A 20,189-nucleotide genomic window follows, 5' to 3' on the forward strand; every position below is an offset into this window, starting at 1 on the left:
ATTGGCTCAGGCGCTATCGGGCGCGATGCGGTTGAAGAAGCAGTAGCGCAGGCTTTCCGCATCCTCGTACCAGCGGCCGGGGCCCTTGTCGGCGACGAGCGTGCGCTCCCAGAGCGCGTCGAGCATCTCCTGGCTCTGGATCGCCATGTCGAAATCCTCGTCGAAGAACAGCTCCGACCACTCCCACCAGGTCGCGAGCTTCTTCACGCCGCGCAGCAGGTCGTACATGTCGCAGACCTCTGAGGTGAGGTCGGCCGTCACCGAGCCGAAATAGACGCCGCGCTTGGCCACCCGGTGCAGCTCGCCGAGCGCATCCTTGACGCCGCGCGTGCCGAGATGAGCAAGGCAGCTCTCATAGACGATGTCGAACGAGCCGTCCTCGAAGGGCAGGTCCGCGACCGTGCCGAACAGATTGTACTGCGCAAGATGCGCTGGCGTGTGGCCATGAATGTAGCGGTTGTTCTCGATACCCCAGGCATCGATGCCGAGCTCGCGCAGCGCGCCGACGAGCTCGCCTGAAGCGGAACCCGCGACCAGCAGCTTGAAGCCGGGCTTTGGCTGCCAGACCATGTCGATCAGGTCGCGGATATAGGCGGGATCGCTGAAGCGACGCCAGACCTCGCCGTAGGGGCCGGCGCCACGATAGGCGTCGAAATAGCCGCGGTCGATGCGCAGCGACGGCTCGGGCACGACGATGCCGCCCGCCTCACCGGCGCTCTTGGCTAGCCCGGTCGCATAGCGCTGGCGCATCACCTTGCCCAGCATCAGGTCGCTGGCGATGTCGGCGGAATCGAGCACGCCGTTCAGCGTCGAGTCGAACAGATAGTCCCCGACGACGATCAGCCCGTCATGCTCCTTCGGCTCCGGCATGTGGTTCGTCACCACGTCGCGCACCGGAACGCCGCCCGGGATCGCGTTCACCGAGGCCATCCAGCGATGCACCTTCGCCTCGATCAGATGCGGGAAGGGATCGCCCAGCGACGCCGGCAGCGATTTCAGCGCCGCCTTGGTCAGCGCCTCGTCGTCGAGATTGGCATAGGACAGCGCGTCGATGCCGGCGATCAGCCAGTTGAGCACGCCGTGGCGGCCGACATCGTGGCGGGCGCCCTCGATATAGACGCAGCAGCCGCCGAAGCTCTCCGACATGAACCAGGCGCCCTCGATCTGGCCCTCCCAGAACGGCTTGTCGAACAGAGCGGCGACGCGCAGGTAATGCGCCGGCCGGTCGAAATGGGCGAGATGGCGGCTCATGCCCTGGCGCAGCCGGCCTTCGCCGAAATCGATGGTGCCGAGCCAGTTGTGCGGCAGGCACATCAGCACGAAGTCGAATTCGCGCGTCTCCGGCCCCTTGCCGTTCATCATGTCGAGCCGGTAGCGGCCACCTTCCGCCTTGCCGACGCGAAGGACGCGATGATTCAGGAAGACCTCGGCGTCGAGACTGGCGCTCAGGCCCTCGACCAGCTGCTCATTGCCGTTCTGGATCGAATAGACGTCGATATAGCCGTCGACATCCATCAGATAGTTCTTCAGCGCGTTGAGGCCGTTGCTGAGGTGGCCTTCGGACGCCACGTCGGAGCGCGCCATCGCCCGGAAGAAGCGCCGGGCGACCGGATCGGCCACCTCCTGCTCCAGCACCTCGTCGGCGCTCATGAACATCCAGGGATGGTTGTTGTCGTGCTTGCCGGCGCCCTCGTAATAGGCCTGTTGCGACATCAATTCGGCGCAGCGCGCCCGGAACGCCAGGATGGCGTCGGCGGTCGCATCGCCATAACGCCGGCGCATGCCCTCGACGCCGTCGACCAGCTTGCCGTCGAGGTCGAGAGCCTGCGAATCCATCGGGATGGTCTGGAAGCCGAAGCCCTCGATCATCTCGCGCAACGGGTCGTGGCCAAGCTGGGAATAGCCATAGATCTCGGCGACCCCTGCCTCGTAGAGGGCCGGCGCGCTGTCGAAGCGGCGCGAGACGATCTTGCCGCCGAGCCGCTCGGAGGCCTCGAACAGCGTCACCCGGCACAGGCCCTGCATCTTCTTGCGGACCTGCCAGGCCGTCATCAGCCCGCCGGGACCGCCCCCGACTATCGCAACTTCCAGCATTCTACCCGCCCTGCCCCAGCGTCTCGCGCTTCATGCTCTGTCATGAGGATTTATAGCGCCACGGAGTTGCCATAATTTTACTGCCGCGGCCATGCCTCTGTTTCGGTGTGACCCGTCTTGCCACGTCTTTCCGGCATGGAGAGCCCCCGCCCTCCACCAAGCCCCCATTGCGGAAGCGGCATCGCTTCTGGAACGAGCGCGGAATCGACATGGACGGCCCGGACGCACCGACAAAACCCTTGCGACCGCCAGTGCGACAATCGCATCGAGAGACGCCTGCTCAGTCGGCCTCTCTGGCCTAGAGCCGGATCCGTCTCTCACTTTGAGTTAGAGACCGTTTTACCGATCAACTTGCGGTGCAAGTGGATCGGAATGGGCTCTAGTCGCGCCCCGAAACGCCGCCGGTCACGCCGGCACCACGCAGCAGGCCGATCAGATCGGCCTGGCGGTGCAAGCCGGTTTTGGCCATGACGCGCTTCAAGGTCGAACGCGCGGTCTCCTCCATCACGCCGAGCGCCGCTGCCGCCTCTCGCGGGCGATGCCCGGCGGCGATCAGCGCCGCGAGCCTGGCCTCGGCCGGCGTCAGGTCGAACAGCCCCTGCACGACATCGGCGGTCGGCACGTCCTTCACCACCACCGGTGTCACGACGAGGATGCTCGCGGCACGCGAGAAGATGTCGTGGGCAGCGCCGCGGATCGGCGTCAGATGCAGGATCAAAGGCGGCTGGCTCTCGCGACGCGCGACCGGGATCGAGCGCACCGTCGCGCTGGCGATCTGTCCCCTCGCCTGCAGGGCTGTCACGAGCAGGCCATCCGCTGCGGCATCGACGAGCCCCAGGCGCGACGGGCGGTCGACGGCGACGGACGGGATCAGCGCCTCGAAGCGGGGATTGAGCGCCAGCGCCCGCCCTTCTTGATCGAGGATGGCAGCCGGCAATCCGATCGCCTCCAGTGCCCGGGCCGCCCCCTGTGCCCGTTCGAATTCGAGCCGGGACGAGAGCAGCATGGCCCGCGCCAGGTGCGGCCGCATCAGGTCGAAGCGCGCGATCAGCTTGTCCTCGACATGGCCCTCCTCCCGCTCGCGCTCGGCATGCAGGATGAAGGCCTCGCCGGTCGGAGACGCGATCGAGGTGGCGACCCCGATCCCGAGACCCTGGGGGGTCAGGAAATCGCGGTAGACCGGCTCGCTCACCATCTCGTCGTCGGAGAGGATGTCGATGTCGCGCAGGAAGCCGGCATGGCGGCGCTCGAGCAGGCGCCGCGTCCGCTCATTGCCGGGGAAGCGGTTGAAATGCGCCGCGACGACCTGGTCGAACTCGGGCGAGGACGAAATCCAGCGACTGGAGCTCGGCGTCACCGCGACCAGCACTGCGCCGGCGCCGCGGGCGATATCCTGGAAACGCCGCAGAACCTGCGGCCACAGCTCCGGCACCACCGCCGCTTCGTAAAGACTGTCTAGAAACTGTTCGTCCATAGCCCCGGTCGCACCCAGGCATGGTCCGCAGAACGGGGCATCCATCCGCCGACCATGCCTCCGCATGGTGTGTCAGCATGCTCTTCTTCGCTCGGCCGCTTCCGGCCGCACAAAGAAAGGCATCCTGGCGCATCGCTGCCCCCCGACAGGTTTCGCAACGTAAGCTTAGCCCGATTGCACTAGAAAAGGTCAAGAGTGATGAAACGAGAACGGCCGCCCGAGGGCGGCCGTTCCACAAAGTCAGCAAGTTCGCCGGTATTACTCCGCCGCCGGCAGCACCGCTGCGGCAGCGGCCGCGGCCTTGGCCGCAGCATCCGCCTTCTGGCCGACGATGAGATCGTCGCGACGCGTCGCCACCTGCTTGATGCGGGCGACCTGCGCGCCGGTGCCGGCCGGGATCAGCGAGCCGACGATGACGTTCTCCTTGAGGCCTTCCAGCATGTCCATCTTGCCGTTGACCGCCGCCTCGGTGAGGACGCGGGTCGTCTCCTGGAAGGAGGCGGCCGAGATGAACGAGCGGGTCTGCAGCGACGCCTTGGTGATGCCGAGCAGGACCGGAACGCCGGAAGCCGGCTTCTTGCCTTCCTCGCGCAGCTTGGCGTTGACCTCTTCCAGCTCGATCCGGTCGATCTGGTCGCCGGTGAGAATGTCGCTATCGCCGGATTCGGTGATCTCGACCTTCTGCAGCATCTGCCGGACGATGACCTCGATGTGCTTGTCGTTGATGGTCACACCCTGGAGGCGGTAGACCTCCTGGATCTCGTTGACCAGGTAAGCGGCAAGCTCCTCGACGCCCTTGATCGCCAGGATGTCGTGCGGCGCCGGGTTGCCGTCGAGGATGTAGTCCCCGATCTCGACGACGTCGCCATCCTGCAGGTGGATGTGCTTGCCCTTCGGGATCAGGTACTCGACGCCATCAGTGCCGTCATGCGGAGTCAGCGTGACGCGACGCTTGTTCTTGTAGTCGCGCCCGAAGCCGATGACGCCGGCCTTCTCGGCGATGATCGCGGCATCCTTCGGACGCCGCGCCTCGAAGAGCTCGGCGACGCGCGGCAGACCACCGGTGATGTCGCGGGTCTTGGCCGAGTCGGTCGAGACACGCGCCAGCACGTCGCCGGCCTTCATCGATGCGCCCGGCTCCACCGAGATGATGCCGTCGACGGGCAGGATGTAGCGAGCCTCGCCGCCACGGGCGAGCTTCGCGATCTTGCCATCCGGGCCATGCAGGGTCATCGCCGGACGCAGGTCCGAGGTACGGGCCGAACCGCGCCAGTCGATGACGAGGCGCTTGCTGATGCCGGTCGCCTCGTCGGTCGTCTCCGTCATCGACATGCCGTCGACCAGGTCCTCGTAGCCGACCTTGCCGTCGACTTCCGCCAGGATCGGGCGGGAATAGGGATCCCACTCGATCAGGCGCTGGCCGCGCTTGACCTTGTCGCCGTCGTCGACGCGCAGCTTCGAGCCGAACTGGACGCGGTGCACCGCGCGCTCGGCCCCGTCCGGACCGGTGATGACGATGGCGAGGTTGCGAGCCATCGCGATCAGGTCGCCGTCCGAGTTCCGCGCCGCATTGCGGTTGCGGATCTTGACCGTGCCCTCGAAGTTCGACTCGACGAAGGACTGGTCGGCGATCGTGGCCGCGCCGCCGATGTGGAAGGTACGCATGGTGAGCTGCGTGCCCGGCTCGCCGATCGACTGCGCCGCGATGACGCCGACGGCCTCGCCCATGTTGACGGGCGTGCCGCGGGCCAGATCGCGCCCATAGCAGGTCGCGCAGACGCCGTTCTTGGTCTCGCAGGTCAAGACCGAACGGATCTTCACCTCCTGGACGCCCGCGGCGTTGATCTTGGCGATGTGGCTTTCCTCGATCACCGCGCCCTTGGCGACAAGGACGTTGCCATCGAGGTCGGTCACGTCCTCGGCCGCCGAACGGCCCAGGATGCGCATGCCGAGCGAAGCCACGACCTGGCCGGCATCGACGATGGCGCGCATCTTGATGCCGTTGTCGGAGCCGCAATCCACCTCGGAGATGATCGCGTCCTGCGCCACGTCGACGAGACGACGGGTCAGGTAACCCGAATTCGCCGTCTTGAGCGCCGTGTCGGCCAGACCCTTACGGGCGCCGTGCGTCGAGTTGAAGTACTCGAGAACGTCGAGGCCTTCCTTGAAGTTCGAGATGATCGGCGACTCGATGATCTCGCCGGACGGCTTGGCCATCAGGCCGCGCATGGCGGCGAGCTGGCGCATCTGCGCCGGCGAACCACGGGCGCCCGAATGGCTCATCATGTAGATCGAGTTGATCGGCTTGTCGCGACCGGCATCGTCCTTCTTCACGGTCGAGATGCGGGCCATCATCTCCTGGGCGAGCTTGTCGGAGCACTTCGCCCAGGCGTCGACGACCTTGTTGTACTTCTCGCCCTGGGTGATCAGGCCGTCTTGGTACTGCTGCTCGTAATCCTTGGCGAGCACGCGGGTCGCGTCGACGATCTCCCACTTGTTCTCGGGGATCACCATGTCGTCCTTGCCGAACGAAATGCCGGCCTTGAAGGCATGCTTGAAGCCAAGCCCCATGACGCGATCGCAGAAGATCACCGATTCCTTCTGACCGCAGCCGCGATAGACGGCGTCGATCATGTTGGAAATCTCCTTCTTGGTCATCAGCTTGTTGACGACGTCGAAAGACATGGCCGGATGGTCCGGCAGCGCGGTCGAGAGGATCACGCGGCCCGGCGTGGTGTCGTAGATCTTGGTGTAGGGCTGGCCGTCACGGCCGGTGCCGGTCCAGCGATACTTGATCTTCGAATGCAGCGTGACGACCTTCTCGTGCAGCGCGTATTCGAGCTCGCCGAAATCGCCGAAGATCTTGCCCTGGCCCGGCTCGCCATCCGAGATGATCGAGAGGTAGTACAGGCCGAGCACGATGTCCTGCGACGGCACGATGATCGGCATGCCGTTCGCCGGGTGCAGGATGTTGTTGGTCGACATCATCAGGACGCGCGCTTCCAGCTGCGCTTCCAGCGACAGCGGGACGTGCACGGCCATCTGGTCGCCGTCGAAGTCGGCGTTGAACGCGGCGCAGACCAGCGGGTGCAGCTGGATCGCCTTGCCCTCGATCAGAACCGGCTCGAAGGCCTGGATGCCGAGGCGGTGCAGCGTCGGCGCGCGGTTCAGCAGCACCGGATGCTCGCGGATGACCTCGTCCAGGATATCCCAGACCTCGGGCTTCTCCTTCTCGACCAGCTTCTTGGCCTGCTTGACCGTGGTCGAGTAGCCCTTGGCGTCGAGGCGCGCATAGATGAACGGCTTGAACAGCTCGAGCGCCATCTTCTTCGGCAGGCCGCACTGGTGCAGCTTCATCTCCGGGCCGACGACGATGACCGAGCGGCCGGAATAGTCGACGCGCTTGCCGAGCAGGTTCTGCCGGAACCGGCCCTGCTTGCCCTTCAGCATGTCGGCGAGCGACTTCAGCGGACGCTTGTTGGCGCCGGTGATGACGCGGCCGCGACGGCCGTTGTCGAACAGGGCGTCGACCGACTCCTGCAGCATCCGCTTCTCGTTGCGGATGATGATGTCCGGCGCGCGCAGCTCGATCAACCGCTTCAGGCGGTTGTTGCGGTTGATGACGCGGCGATAGAGGTCGTTCAGGTCGGAGGTCGCGAAGCGGCCGCCATCGAGCGGCACCAGCGGACGCAGGTCAGGCGGGATCACCGGGATGATGGTCATCACCATCCATTCCGGCTTGTTGCCCGACTCCTGGAAGGCCTCGATGATCTTGAGGCGCTTCATCAGCTTCTTCGGCTTGAGCTCCGACGTCGTCGTCGCGATCTCATGCTTCAGGTCGGCGTTGATCTGGTCGAGATCGAGCGCGCGCAGCATCTCGCGGATCGCTTCCGCGCCGATCATCGCCGTGAAGGTGTCGGCGCCGTACTCTTCCTGGGCGCGGACATACTCTTCTTCGGTCAGCAGCTGGCGATCCTTGAGCGGGGTGAGGCCCGGCTCAAGCACGACATACGATTCGAAGTAGAGGATGCGCTCGAGGTCCTTGAGCGGCATGTCCATCAGGAGGCCGATACGCGAGGGCAGCGACTTCAGGAACCAGATATGCGCGACCGGGGCGGCGAGCTCGATATGGCCCATGCGCTCGCGCCGGACCCGTGCCAGCGTCACCTCGACGCCGCACTTCTCGCAGATCACGCCCTTGAACTTCATGCGCTTGTACTTGCCGCACAGGCACTCGTAGTCCTTGATCGGCCCGAAGATGCGGGCGCAGAACAGGCCGTCGCGCTCGGGCTTGAACGTGCGGTAGTTGATCGTCTCGGGCTTCTTGATCTCGCCGAACGACCAGGATGCGATCTTCTCAGGGCTCGCGATCGAGATCTTGATCGCGTCGAACGCCTGCTGCACCGGCTGCTGGCCGAAAAGGTTCATGACCTCTTGCTTCATAGCCTGTCTCCTGTGACCGGTGGGGTTTTGGGGAAAACCGCCCTGCCCGGCCTTTGATCCATCGGCCGGCGGCGCCACTGCCGCCGGCATGAGTAACGAACGCCGTCGCGCCCTTGCGGGCGTGACGCCTTACTCGGCTGCCTCGGCGGGCACGTCGCCCTGCTTCGGCTTGGTGTTGATCAGCTCGACGTTGAGGCCGAGCGAGCGCATTTCCTTGACGAGTACGTTGAAGCTCTCGGGGATGCCCGCTTCGAAGTTGTCCTCGCCGCGCACAATCGACTCGTAGACCTTGGTGCGGCCGGCGACGTCGTCCGACTTCACCGTCAGCATCTCCTGCAGCGTGTAGGCGGCGCCGTACGCTTCAAGCGCCCAGACCTCCATCTCGCCGAAGCGCTGGCCGCCGAACTGGGCCTTGCCGCCGAGCGGCTGCTGGGTGACCAGCGAATACGGGCCGATCGAGCGGGCGTGGATCTTGTCGTCCACCAGATGGTGCAGCTTCAGCATGTAGATGTAGCCCATCGTGACCTTGCGGTCGAAGGGCTCGCCGGTGCGTCCGTCATAGAGCGTCGACTGGCCGGACGAGTGAAGACCCGCCTGCTCCAGCAGCCGCTCGATGTCGGACTCCTTCGCGCCGTTGAAGACCGGGGTCGCGATCGGCACGCCACGGCGCAGGTTCTGACCCATCTCGATCAGCTCGGCGTCGTCCATCGAGGCGATGATCTCGTTGTCCTCGTAGACGGCGTCGAAGGAGGCGCGCAGGGCCTTGGAGTCGTGCGCCTTGCGATAGGCGTCGATCGCCTTGCCGATCTGCTTGCCGAGACCGGCGGCAGCCCAGCCCAGATGCGTCTCCAGAATCTGGCCGACGTTCATGCGCGAGGGCACGCCGAGTGGGTTCAGCACGATGTCGGCATGGGTGCCGTCCTCGAGGAACGGCATGTCCTCCGCCGGCACGATGCGCGAGACCACGCCCTTGTTGCCGTGGCGGCCCGCCATCTTGTCGCCGGGCTGAATCTTGCGCTTCACCGCGACGAAGACCTTGACCATCTTCATCACGCCCGGAGGCAGCTCATCGCCGCGTTGCAGCTTCTCGACCTTGTCGAGGAAGCGCTGCTCGAGGCGCTTCTTCGACTCGTCGTACTGCTTCCGCATCGCCTCGATTTCGGTCATCAGGGCGTCGTCCGCCGTGGCGAACAGCCACCACTGCGAGCGCGGGAACTCGCTCATCACCTCACGGGTAATGACCGTGTCCTTCTTGAAGCCCTTCGGACCGGCGAGACCGGTCTTGCCGGTCAGGATCTCGGCCAGACGCGCGAAGGTGTTGCGGTCCAGGATCGCCTGCTCGTCGTCGCGGTCCTTGGCGAGACGCTCGATCTCCTCGCGCTCGATCGCCTGGGCGCGCTCGTCCTTGTCGACGCCGTGGCGGTTGAACACGCGGACCTCGACGATCGTGCCCTGGACGCCCGGCGGCACGCGCAGCGAGGTGTCGCGCACATCCGAAGCCTTCTCGCCGAAGATGGCGCGCAGCAGCTTCTCTTCCGGGGTCATCGGGCTCTCGCCCTTCGGCGTGATCTTGCCGACGAGGATGTCGCCCGCCGCCACTTCCGCGCCGATGTAGACGATGCCGGCTTCGTCGAGGTTCTTCAGCGCCTCTTCCGAAACGTTCGGGATGTCGCGCGTGATTTCCTCAGGACCCAGCTTGGTGTCGCGGGCCATGACCTCGAATTCCTCGATATGGATCGAGGTGAAGATGTCGTCCGAGACGATCTTCTCCGAGAGCAGGATCGAGTCCTCGAAGTTGTAGCCGTTCCACGGCATGAACGCGACGAGCACGTTGCGGCCAAGCGCGAGCTCGCCGAACTCGGTCGACGGGCCGTCAGCGACGATGTCACCCTTCTTGATGACGTCGCCGACGCGGACCAGCGGACGCTGCGTGATGCAGGTCGACTGGTTCGAACGCTGGAACTTCTGCAGACGGTAGATGTCGACGCCCGGCTTGGTCGGGTCCATCTCGTCCGAAGCGCGGATGACGATACGGGTCGCATCGACCTGGTCGACGATGCCGGCGCGACGAGCCGCGATGGCAGCGCCGGAGTCACGGGCGACCGCGGCCTCCATGCCGGTGCCGACGAACGGGGCGTCGGCGCGAACCAGCGGCACCGCCTGGCGCTGCATGTTCGAGCCCATCAGCGCGCGGTTGGCGTCGTCGTTCTCGAGGAACGGGATCAGCGCCGCGGCGACCGAGACGACCTGCTTGGGCGAGACGTCCATGAAGTCGACCTTGTCGACCGGCACGACGATGACCTCGCCGGCGCGGCGGCAGACGATCAGGTCATCGGTCAGACGGCCTTCCTCGTCGACGACTGCATTCGCCTGGGCGACGTTGTACTTCGCCTCTTCCATGGCCGAGAGATAGATGATCTCGTCGGTCTGCTTGCCGTCGCGGATGCGCCGGTACGGGCTCTCGATGAAGCCGTACTTGTTGACGCGCGCGAAGGTGGCGAGCGAGTTGATCAGGCCGATGTTCGGGCCTTCCGGCGTCTCGATCGGGCAGATGCGGCCGTAATGCGTGGTGTGGACGTCGCGCACCTCGAAGCCGGCGCGCTCGCGGGTCAGGCCGCCCGGGCCAAGCGCCGAGAGACGGCGCTTGTGGGTGACTTCCGAGAGCGGGTTGGTCTGGTCCATGAACTGCGAGAGCTGCGACGAGCCGAAGAACTCGCGCACGGCCGCAGCCGCGGGCTTCGCGTTGATCAGGTCCTGCGGCATCACGGTGTCGATGTCGACCGAGGACATGCGCTCCTTGATGGCGCGCTCCATGCGCAGGAGGCCCAGACGATACTGGTTCTCCATCAGCTCGCCGACCGAGCGCACGCGCCGGTTGCCGAGATGGTCGATGTCGTCGATCTCGCCCTTGCCGTCGCGCAGGTCGACCAGCGCCTTGACGACCGCGAAGATGTCCTCCTTGCGCAGGATTCGCACGGTGTCGGCGGCGTCGAGGTCGAGCCGCATGTTCATCTTGACGCGGCCGACGGCCGAGAGGTCGTAGCGCTCCGAGTCGAAGAACAGCGACTGGAACATGTTCTCGGCGGTCTCGAGCGTCGGCGGCTCGCCCGGGCGCATCACGCGGTAGATGTCGAACAGCGCCTCTTCGCGACGCGAGTTCTTGTCGACCTGGAGCGTGTTGCGGATGTAGGGGCCGACCGTGATGTGGTCGATGTCCAGCACCGGAATCTCGGTGTAGCCCTTGTTGATCAGGTCGATCAGGTTGCCCTTGATCTCGCCGGTCTTCGGGTCAGCGGCCATATTCAGTTCTTCGCCGGCCTCGGCGTGAACTTCGCCGGTGCTGGGGTCGACGAGGTCCTCGGCAATGTACTGGCCGACAAGATCCTCGTTCGTGGCGCGCAGGAACTTCAGGCCCTTGTCGGCGAGCTGGCGGGCGGTGCGCGCGACCAGCTTCTTGCCGGCCTCGATCACGACTTCGCCGGTGTCGGCGTCGATCATGTCGACGCTCGCCTTGAAGCCCTTCATGCGCTCGGCGTCGTACGGGACGCGCCAGCCGTCCTTGTCACGGACATACTCGACGCGGTTGTAGAAGCGCTTGAGAATCTCCTCGCCGTCCATGCCGAGCGCGAACAGCAGCGAGGTGACCGGGATCTTACGCTTGCGGTCGATACGGGCGTAGACGATGTCCTTGGCGTCGAACTCGATGTCGAGCCAGGAGCCGCGATAGGGGATGATGCGGGCGGCGAAGAGCAGCTTGCCCGACGAATGGGTCTTGCCCTTGTCGTGGTCGAAGAACACGCCCGGCGAGCGGTGCATCTGCGAGACGATGACGCGCTCGGTGCCGTTGACGATGAAGGTGCCGTTGTCCGTCATGAGCGGCATCTCGCCCATGTAGACGTCCTGCTCCTTGATGTCCTTGACCGACTTCGCCTGGGTGTCCGGGTCGATATCGAACACGATCAGGCGCAGCGTCACCTTGAGCGGCGCCGAGAAGGTCATGCCGCGCTGGCGGCACTCGTCGACGTCGTATTTCGGCGGCTCGAAGGTGTACTTGACGAACTCCAGGAGCGAGGCGCCCGAGAAGTCGCCGATCGGGAACACCGACTTGAAGACCGACTGCAGGCCCTCGTCGCTGCGGCCGCCCTTGGGTTCCTCGACCATCAGGAACTGGTCGTAGGATGCCTTCTGAACCTCGATGAGGTTCGGCATCTCCGCCACTTCCTTGAGCTTGCCGAAGAACTTGCGGACGCGCCTGCGACCCTGGAGGGAAGTTACCATCATGTTCCTCGCAATCTCGGACGGCTCACCCGGTGGTCCGGGCCGCGGGCGGAACGGGCCGCCGGGTGAGCCGCTCGGCGCTTCATGCGCGCCGACATTCGAACTGGATCGACCTGCATCGTGGCAGGTCCTGCAAAGCGACGTTCCGGTTACCGGAAACGACGCAACAGCCCCGGAGGCGGCGAGCCGCCCCGGGACTGTCCTTGTCGACTAGATACGGACCGGCATCAGCCGGCCCGAGCTCACTTGAGCTCGACCTTGGCGCCGACGGCCTCGAGCTGCTTCTTGAGCTTCTCGGCCTCGTCCTTGCCAACGGCTTCCTTGACCGGCTTCGGAGCGGCCTCGACCAGGTCCTTGGCTTCCTTGAGGCCGAGGCCGGTGATGGCGCGGACTTCCTTGATCACCTCGATCTTCTTGTCGCCAGCGGCGGCAAGAACGACGGTGAACTCGGTCTGCTCTTCGACAGCGGCGGCAGCGCCACCACCAGCAGCCGGGCCAGCCGCAACGGCGACGGCGGCGGCGGCGGAGACGCCCCACTTCTCTTCGAGCATCTTGGCGAGGTCAGCAGCCTCGAGAACGGTGAGCGACGAGAGATCGTCGACGAGCTTGGCGAGATCGGCCATGGTTTAAGTTCCTGATGTAAGAGGTTCGAACGATTAAGGGTTGTCGGCTGCTCAGGCAGCGTCCTTGTCGGCATATGCCTGGAACACGCGCGCGAGCTTTGCGGCAGGCGCGGTCGAGAGCTGGGCGATCTTGGTCGCAGGGGCCTGCAGGAGGCCGAGCAACTTGGCGCGCAGTTCGTCGAGCGAGGGCATCGTGGCCAGAGCCTTGACACCATCGGGGTTCAGGGCGGTCGTGCCCATCGCGCCGCCGAGGATGACGAGCTTGTCGTTCTCCTTGGCGAATGCGACGGCGACCTTCGGCGCCGCGACCGGATCGCTGGAATAGGCGATCAGGGTGGGACCCGTCAGCAAGGGGCTGATGGACGCGACGTCGGTGCCTTCAAGAGCGATCTTGGCCAGCCGGTTCTTTGCGACCTTCACGGTGGCGCCATTGGCCTTCATCTCGCGACGAAGCTTCTGGAACTGGGCCACCGTCAAGCCCGCATAGTGGGCCACGACAACGACCGACGTCTTCGAGAAGACATCGTTCAGCGTCGCGACGGCATCAGATTTTGCCGCTTTATCCACTGGGCTCTCTCCGGTAGGCGACAGGCTTTGAGACCCGCCGCCAGTTGCACGTGCCGCTCTGGAAAAGTGACCGGTTGACACCGACCCCTCACCGGAGCGACGCTCAGTGCCCTGTCCCCAGCCATGGCCGAAGCCGTGATCGGGCGAGATGGTTCGAACCTCGTTCGGCACCTTTCGGCGCCGGAAAAGCTCTTGCACCGTCTATGCAGGCCTCTTGGCGAAATTATGCCCCCTGGCCGGAGCCAAAGGCGCACCTGCAGTCTCAGACAGGACTGGATGCCCGGCCCTCGGAGATCACTCCCCTCAGACCAAACACCCATTCTTTCGGTGGCGAACCACCGAAAAACGCGAAATGGACCTCCTCGTGCCAAGCACGCGGAAGCCCCGTCACTTATGGAAACACGCAGGAGGCTATAGACCCTCCCCCGGCTTCTGCCAAGTGGTAATCCCTGCGGCGAAGCGCAAGGTGGGGCTGCAGCCGCGGTGAAGCGGCTGCTGCGCTCAAGATCACGATGATTTTGGACCGAGCCGGTCCAAAATCATAAACGTGATCGATTCCAAGAGTTTAGAGCAGGATTGATGCGAAAAACCGGTTCCCACTTTTTCGCATCCTGCTCTATCAGCCGCCGAGGACCGTATTCGGCTCGATCTTGACGCCCGGACCCATGGTCGAGGAGATCGCGACGCGCTGGATATAGGTGCCCTTGGCACCGGCCGGCTTCGCCTTCGAGACCGAATCGACGAAGGCCTTGATGTTCTCGCCGAGCTTGGCGGCATCGAACGAGGCCTTGCCGACGGCGGCGTGGACGATGCCCGCCTTCTCGACGCGGAACTCGACCGAGCCGCCCTTCGAGGCGGCGACGGCGGCGGTCAGGTCCATGGTGACCGTGCCGACGCGCGGGTTCGGCATCAGGCCGCGCGGGCCCAGCACCTTACCGAGGCGGCCGACGAGGCCCATCATGTCCGGGGTCGCGATGCAGCGGTCGAACTCGATCGTGCCCTTCGACACGATCTCGACCAGCTCCTCGGCGCCGACGATGTCGGCTCCGGCCTTCTTGGCCTCTTCGGCCTTGGCGCCGCGAGCGAAGACGGCGACGCGCAGCGTACGGCCCGAGCCGTTCGGCAGGTTGCAGACGCCGCGGACCATCTGGTCGGCGTGACGCGGATCGACACCGAGATTCATCGCGATCTCGACGGTCTCGTCGAACTTGGCGTTCGCGCGGGCCTTGACCATCGCGACGGCCTCGGCGAGCGGGTAGAGCTTGATGCGGTCAACGCCTTCACGGCCTTTGACGACGCGCTTTCCGACATGTGCCATTGTCAGTTCCCCCTCAGCCCACGACTTCCAGGCCCATGGAACGGGCCGAGCCACGGATCATCGCCACCGCCGAATCGACGTTGTCGCAGTTGAGATCCGCCATCTTCTTCTCGGCGATCTCCTTGAGCTGAGCCGACGTGACCTTGCCGACATTGCCGCCCTTGCCCGGGGTCTTCGAACCCGAGGTCAGGCCAGCAGCCTTCTTCAGCCAGTACGAGACCGGCGGCTGCTTCATCTCGAAGGTGAAGGAGCGATCCTGATACGCGGTGATGATCACCGGGATCGGCATGCCCTTTTCCATCTGCGCGGTCTTCGCATTGAAGGCCTTGCAGAATTCCATAATGTTGAGGCCGCGCTGACCGAGCGCGGGACCGATCGGCGGCGACGGATTGGCCGCGCCCGCCGGAACCTGAAGCTTCACGTAGCCCGTGATCTTCTTTGCCATGATGGCTGCTCCTGTCGTCCGCCCCGGTGCCGACCGAAACGACGACGCCCCGCCCGCGAGCTGCTATCGCTCCGGATCGGGGTGTTGCAGGGCGTGGTGCGGCGCGAAGCTCCGGCTGGCTGACCGGCGCGCCTCCCACGCATGTGAGGGCCGCCCTATGGCACAGGCCGCTCCGAAAGGGAAGCCCCTGATGGACCTGCGCGAAGCGGGCGCCGTGTCGCAGGCGCGAGCCTCTGCGCCTCGCGAGCCAGGATGCCGTCCGCGTCGAGCTCGCGGATCGGCCGGTCGAGTTCGCGTGGCACCTCGCCGACGAGTTGCAGCATCAGGTAGCGCCCGCAGCAGACACGCAGGAAGGAGGCGAAGTTCTCGCCATCGCCATGGGTCTCGATCAGCTCGCCATGCAGCCTGGCGAGGAGCTGACCGAGGCTCATGCCATCGCGCCCGCCGATCTCCTCGAGCACCCGCCAATACAGGTTCTCAAGCCGAACGCTGGTCGAGAACCCGTTGAGCCGCACCGATTTCAGGCGCGTGCGCCAGAGATCAGCATCGGCATTGATGAAGAGCTTGCACATGGCGCCCTCCCCGCACGCAGCCGCCGCCGCGCATCATAGCGCAGCGGCCAGTCAAAGCGACCATATCGCCTCAAGCAGCCTGGCGCAGCCCGCCATGGCTGATCTGCGTGCCGAGCACCACAAGGAATTGCGCGATCCAGGCCGGGTGCGCTGGCCAAGCCGGCGCCGTCACCAGATTGCCGTCGGTCGCCGCCGCATCGATCGCGATGTCGGCATAGCGGCCACCGGCGAGCTCGACCTCGGGACTGCAGGCCGGATAGGCCGAGCAGCTGCGCCCTTTGAGCACATCGGCGGCCGCCAGGATCTGCGCCCCATGGCAGATCGCGGCGACCGGCTTGTTAGCCTCGAAGAAGTGCCTGGTGATCGCGATCACCTGCTTGTTCAGGCGCAGATATTCCGGCGCCCGGCCGCCTGGCAGCACCAGCGCGTCATAGCTCGTCGCATCGACATCGGCGAAGCTAGCATTGAGCGTGAAATTGTGGCCGCGCTTCTCCGAATAGGTCTGCTGCCCCTCGAAATCATGGATCGAGGTGGCAACGCTCTCGCCCTTCGCCTTGCCCGGGCAGACGGCATCGACCTTGTGGCCGACGGCGAGCAGGGCCTGAAACGGCACCATGATTTCGTAGTCCTCGCCGAAATCGCCGACGATCATCAAAATGCGCTTGCCGCTCATCATTGTCCTCCCTGGCATCCGATTATGGACCTGCAGGATAAGCGCGGCGCAGATGGCGCGGGTGTTATCCGGTTAACGCAGCTTCAATCGGCCCAGGCATCCTCGCATCCGCGGCAAGCTGCCGCCTTGGGTCGCCGTTCAGTGACGAACGGGTTCCGGTCATGCACTGACTGGAGACCGGCCCATGATCTGCTCACCACAATGCCTAGCGCAGATGGATTGTCATGGCCCCTGACATGAGCACGACGGCTCGCCGCCCCACTACCGGCTTGCGCCAGTTTCTGGATCCCGAGCAGCAACGCGATTGGATCGAAGGCAAGGCGGAGTTGCACGACGCCGACAAGCGGTCTGAGTCCCTCGAGTTGCGTTTCAAATACGTCCCGCGGTTCCAGAAGCTGCTTCGTCGCCCACAGGCGCAAGAGGTCCTGGAGATCCTCGGGCTCTACGGTTCAAATTGCGTTCCCATCCCGCGCAGGAGCGAGCGCCACTACTGGTCCGTGTCCTGCTTGCCGTCGACCTCCGACAAGCCCCTCATACGCGTCAATGCCAGCTGGATGGAGCTTTTCACGCTCTATGCGGACGGCGACGACATCCGGGCGAGGTTCCTGGTGCATCTTTCGGATGTCACGACGGATCGTTCGCTCGAGCAGGGCCATGTGGACGAAGCTTTTCTCGAGCGCTGCGTCACGACGCCGGAAGATGTCAGCTATTTCCTCCCTCGTGGCGCAGACATGTTCGGCATCAATGTGCGGAGCTCCGCATCGATCCGCCGTTTCCTCGCAGCTCCCCGCGCCCTTGGCGCCATCAGGACGTTCAATCTGACGCACATGAACCGCGGTCGGAACGCCTATCAGGCGAGCCACTGCTACAGCCTTGCGGATTACATGCTCGCGAAGTGAGCGGCGCAGCTCAATCGGCCCTGGAATCGCGCACCAGATAGTCGCCGAGCGCCAGGCCGATATGGACGACGACGAGCGCGATCAGACCGAAGGCGAGCCAGGCATGGCTGAGCAGCAGCAGGTCGGCATGGCCCGCCTCCGGCGACCAGATCTCCGGCAGCGAGAAACCAAAGAGCAGCTGCCGCGATCCGAAGCCGGAGGCACCGGCCCAGCCCAGCAGCGGCACCACCAGCAAGCCGAGATAAAGCAGCGCATGCACAGGCCGGCTCGCCGCGCCCTTCTGCCAGCGCGCCGTCACCTGCGCGAACAGGCGGTAGCCGATGCGCACCAGAACGAGGCAAAGCAGCAGGACGCCGGTGGTCTTGTGGCCAAGATGCATGAGATCGGCGGCCGGCCCCTGGCCGAGCTGCTTCATCGTCACACCGGTGGCGAACAGGCCCAGCACCAGCACCGCCGTCAGCCAGTGCAGCACCTTTGCAGCGAGCGGCAGCGGCAGCTCGGCGGCCGTCTCCGCCCCGGACTTCGGAAACGCAATGCTCATGCGCTCGCCAGCTCCCTGCGCCTGATGAAGCCGTCGACAGCCTGCCGAAGCTCCGCGGCCTGCCGGTCGAGGTCGGCCGAGGCTGCGGTGACCGAGCCGGCGGTCTGGCGCCAGCTCGCCAGCGTGCCGGCGAGCTGTTCGACCTGCTCGGCCACGAGCCTGACATCGCCCGCCGTCCGCGTCGTCGTCTCGCTGATCGAGCGCGAGCCGACATCCTGGCGCGCGGTCAATTCGGCGATCGACAGCGCCGCCTTGTCGACCTTCTCGACCGAAGTCACCAGCGCGCCGACGCGCAGGGTGATGCGCTGGGCCGCGATGGTGATCTGGTCCAGCCCCTTGCGGACATCGTCGGTCGCCTCGGCGGTCCGGTGCGCGAGCTGCTTGACCTCGCCGGCGACGACGGCAAAGCCTCTGCCCGCCTCGCCGGCACGCGCCGCCTCGATCGTGGCGTTGAGCGCGAGCAGATTGGTCTGGCTGGCGACAGTGCCGATGATGTCGATGACGTCGACGATCTTGCCGACGGCCGCGCTCAGGATGACCGTGTCGGCGGTCGCCTCCTCGACCAGCGCTTTCGCCGCGTCCGCGACTTCGGAGGTGCGCTGTGCCTCGCTCGCCGCCGTGGCGAGCAGCGACGACACCTCGGTGATCGCTCCAGCGACGTGATCGACATGACCGGAGACGCGCTGCGTCGATCGCGTCGCCGCCCCGGCCCGCTCATCGACGATGCCCGAAAGCTGCGCGAATTCGCCGGCGGCTTGCGACAGCCGGGCCGCATGCTGCTCCAGCGCCTGCGCGATCGCCGCGATCCGCTCCTGGAAGGCGCCGTTGCGTGCCTGGGCCGCTTCCTGGCGCGCCACCTCGCCCGACAATGCGCTCATTCGCGCCTCGACAGCCTCCTGCTCGGCCTGCAGCCCGCGCTGATGTGCCAGCAAGGCGCTGCCGAGCATGCCGATCTCGTCGCTGCGCATCGCGAGCATCTCGAGCCCGCGCTCCTTGCGGTTCTCCGCCAGGGCCCGCGCCATCTCGGTGATCGGACGGACCAGCCAGCGGTGCTCCAGCCTGACGATGAAGACGAGGCTGAACAGCCCGAGCAACGAGAGCAGCACCTTGTTCTGGTGGGCGCTCTCGACATGCTGCGACAGGTCGGCACTCAGCCGGCCGATCTCCTCGCCGAGCCCGCGCCGCAAGGCCGAGCGCTTGTCGGCGATCACCCTGAGCTCGGCCCGCGCCGTCGGAATATCGGCAGCCTCGCGCATCGCCATGGCGCGCGCCACGATCACCTGCGTATCGGCCTGCAGCTTGCCGTCGAGCCGGGTGGCGATGTCCTCGGCCGCGATCGCGAGCACGTCGAGATCGGAGGGCTCTGCCCGGGCGCCTGAGAAGGTTGCGATGCTGATCCGCTCGAACAGCATGGTCGTCGCTTCGAGGCGGCTGGCAAGGTCGCTCTGGGCTTCCAGGCTGCGGGTGAAGGCTTCGAGCTTGCGCGAACCGATCAGCTCGGTCGCGACATAGAGGCATGACAGCGCGCCGAGCAGCACACCCCACAGCGCCAGGCGCTGTCCGACCGTCGCCTTGAATGTCCTGGGAAACATGCCTGCCCGCCCGAAAGCCGGCGCGGACAATCTCATACACGCCTGAAGGAGGCGTTAACTACAAAAGCACGCAAAAAGGGCGCCGTCTCCGGCGCCCTCGGTAATCTCGACCAGCGACGAGCCTCAGAGCTTCTCGACCTGGCTGTATTCCAGCTCGACCGGCGTGGCGCGGCCGAAGATCGAGACCGCGACCTTGAGGCGGGCGCGAGCATGGTCGACGTCCTCGACGACGCCGTTGAACGAGGCGAACGGGCCATCGGCGACCTTCACCTGCTCGCCGACCTCGAACACCACGGTCGGCTTCGGCCGCTCGATGCCCTCGGCGACCTGGCCCTTGATCCGCATCGCCTCATGCTCGGGGATCGGCATCGGCTTGGCCTTGTCGGCGCCGAGGAAGCCGGTGACCTTGGGCGTGTTCTTGATGAGGTGGTAGACCTCGTCGGTCATCTCGCACTTCACCAGGACATAGCCGGGGAAGAACTTGCGCTCGGTGTCGACCTTGCGGCCGCGGCGGACCTCGACGACCTTCTCGGTCGGGACCAGCACTTCATCGAACTTGTCGGAGAGGTTGCGCTGCGCGGCCTGATCCTTGATCGACTGCGCGACCTTGTTCTCGAAGTTGGAGTAGGCGTGGACGATGTACCAGCGTGTGCTCACGTTCTTGCTTCCG

14 protein-coding genes are annotated in these 20,189 nt (G+C 65.5%); 1 reads left to right on the forward strand and 13 read right to left on the reverse strand.

All coding sequences use genetic code 11. From position 1 onward, the window contains the following. Positions 1–6: 6 nt before the first annotated feature. From GV161_RS28345 to GV161_RS28390, 10 genes are all read right to left on the reverse strand, one after another. Entirely contained in the window at positions 7–2,094 is a 2,088-nt protein-coding gene (locus GV161_RS28345; protein WP_152013677.1) for an FAD-dependent oxidoreductase, read from the reverse strand. Positions 2,095–2,473: 379 nt separating this feature from the next. Then, the gene (locus GV161_RS28350) at positions 2,474–3,568 is read right to left on the reverse strand and encodes a helix-turn-helix transcriptional regulator (RefSeq protein WP_152013676.1); all 1,095 of its coding nucleotides are present in this window, start codon (positions 3,566–3,568) and stop codon (positions 2,474–2,476) included. A 258-nt stretch (positions 3,569–3,826) separates the two neighbouring features. Beyond that, positions 3,827–8,011, reverse strand: a complete 4,185-nt coding sequence (gene rpoC / locus GV161_RS28355; protein ID WP_152013675.1) for a DNA-directed RNA polymerase subunit beta' — start codon at positions 8,009–8,011, stop codon at positions 3,827–3,829. 129 nt (positions 8,012–8,140) lie between these two features. Then, complete coding sequence (rpoB, locus tag GV161_RS28360; RefSeq protein WP_152013674.1) at positions 8,141–12,289, reverse strand: DNA-directed RNA polymerase subunit beta; 4,149 nt, start codon at positions 12,287–12,289, stop codon at positions 8,141–8,143. Positions 12,290–12,531: 242 nt separating this feature from the next. Further along, on the reverse strand, positions 12,532–12,912 hold the full coding sequence (gene rplL / locus GV161_RS28365; RefSeq protein ID WP_152013673.1) for a 50S ribosomal protein L7/L12: 381 nt from the start codon (positions 12,910–12,912) through the stop codon (positions 12,532–12,534). A gap of 51 nt (positions 12,913–12,963) precedes the next feature. Beyond that, entirely contained in the window at positions 12,964–13,479 is a 516-nt protein-coding gene (gene rplJ / locus GV161_RS28370) for a 50S ribosomal protein L10 (RefSeq protein ID WP_091843777.1), read from the reverse strand. A gap of 619 nt (positions 13,480–14,098) precedes the next feature. Next, positions 14,099–14,797, reverse strand: a complete 699-nt coding sequence (rplA, locus tag GV161_RS28375) for a 50S ribosomal protein L1 (protein ID WP_152013672.1) — start codon at positions 14,795–14,797, stop codon at positions 14,099–14,101. 13 nt (positions 14,798–14,810) lie between these two features. Continuing rightward, complete coding sequence (gene rplK, locus GV161_RS28380) at positions 14,811–15,242, reverse strand: 50S ribosomal protein L11 (RefSeq protein ID WP_057189972.1); 432 nt, start codon at positions 15,240–15,242, stop codon at positions 14,811–14,813. Positions 15,243–15,397: 155 nt separating this feature from the next. Continuing rightward, complete coding sequence (locus GV161_RS28385) at positions 15,398–15,814, reverse strand: ribbon-helix-helix domain-containing protein (protein WP_152013671.1); 417 nt, start codon at positions 15,812–15,814, stop codon at positions 15,398–15,400. A 70-nt stretch (positions 15,815–15,884) separates the two neighbouring features. After that, positions 15,885–16,487 (reverse strand): DJ-1/PfpI family protein, encoded by a 603-nt coding sequence (locus tag GV161_RS28390; protein ID WP_152013670.1) that lies wholly within the window; start codon positions 16,485–16,487, stop codon positions 15,885–15,887. Between the two features lie 224 nt (positions 16,488–16,711). Here GV161_RS28390 and GV161_RS28395 point away from each other — a divergent pair, with 224 nt between their 5' ends. Continuing rightward, positions 16,712–17,386, forward strand: coding sequence for a hypothetical protein (locus GV161_RS28395; protein WP_152013669.1), 675 nt, complete (start codon positions 16,712–16,714; stop codon positions 17,384–17,386). 10 nt (positions 17,387–17,396) lie between these two features. On the opposite strand, the gene GV161_RS28400 is transcribed toward GV161_RS28395, so the two are convergent. From GV161_RS28400 to nusG, 3 genes are all read right to left on the reverse strand, one after another. Continuing rightward, on the reverse strand, positions 17,397–17,927 hold the full coding sequence (locus GV161_RS28400) for a cytochrome b/b6 domain-containing protein (protein ID WP_152013668.1): 531 nt from the start codon (positions 17,925–17,927) through the stop codon (positions 17,397–17,399). Further along, positions 17,924–19,519 carry a methyl-accepting chemotaxis protein gene (locus tag GV161_RS28405; RefSeq protein ID WP_152013667.1) on the reverse strand — a complete coding sequence of 532 codons (1,596 nt, stop codon included), beginning with the start codon at positions 19,517–19,519 and terminating at the stop codon, positions 17,924–17,926. The genes GV161_RS28400 and GV161_RS28405 overlap by 4 nt, the downstream gene beginning before the upstream one ends. 123 nt (positions 19,520–19,642) lie before the next feature. After that, on the reverse strand, positions 19,643–20,176 hold the full coding sequence (gene nusG, locus GV161_RS28410; protein ID WP_091843800.1) for a transcription termination/antitermination protein NusG: 534 nt from the start codon (positions 20,174–20,176) through the stop codon (positions 19,643–19,645). Positions 20,177–20,189 lie beyond the last annotated feature (13 nt).

The organism is Bosea sp. 29B (genome assembly GCF_902506165.1).
GTDB lineage: Bacteria > Pseudomonadota > Alphaproteobacteria > Rhizobiales > Beijerinckiaceae > Allobosea.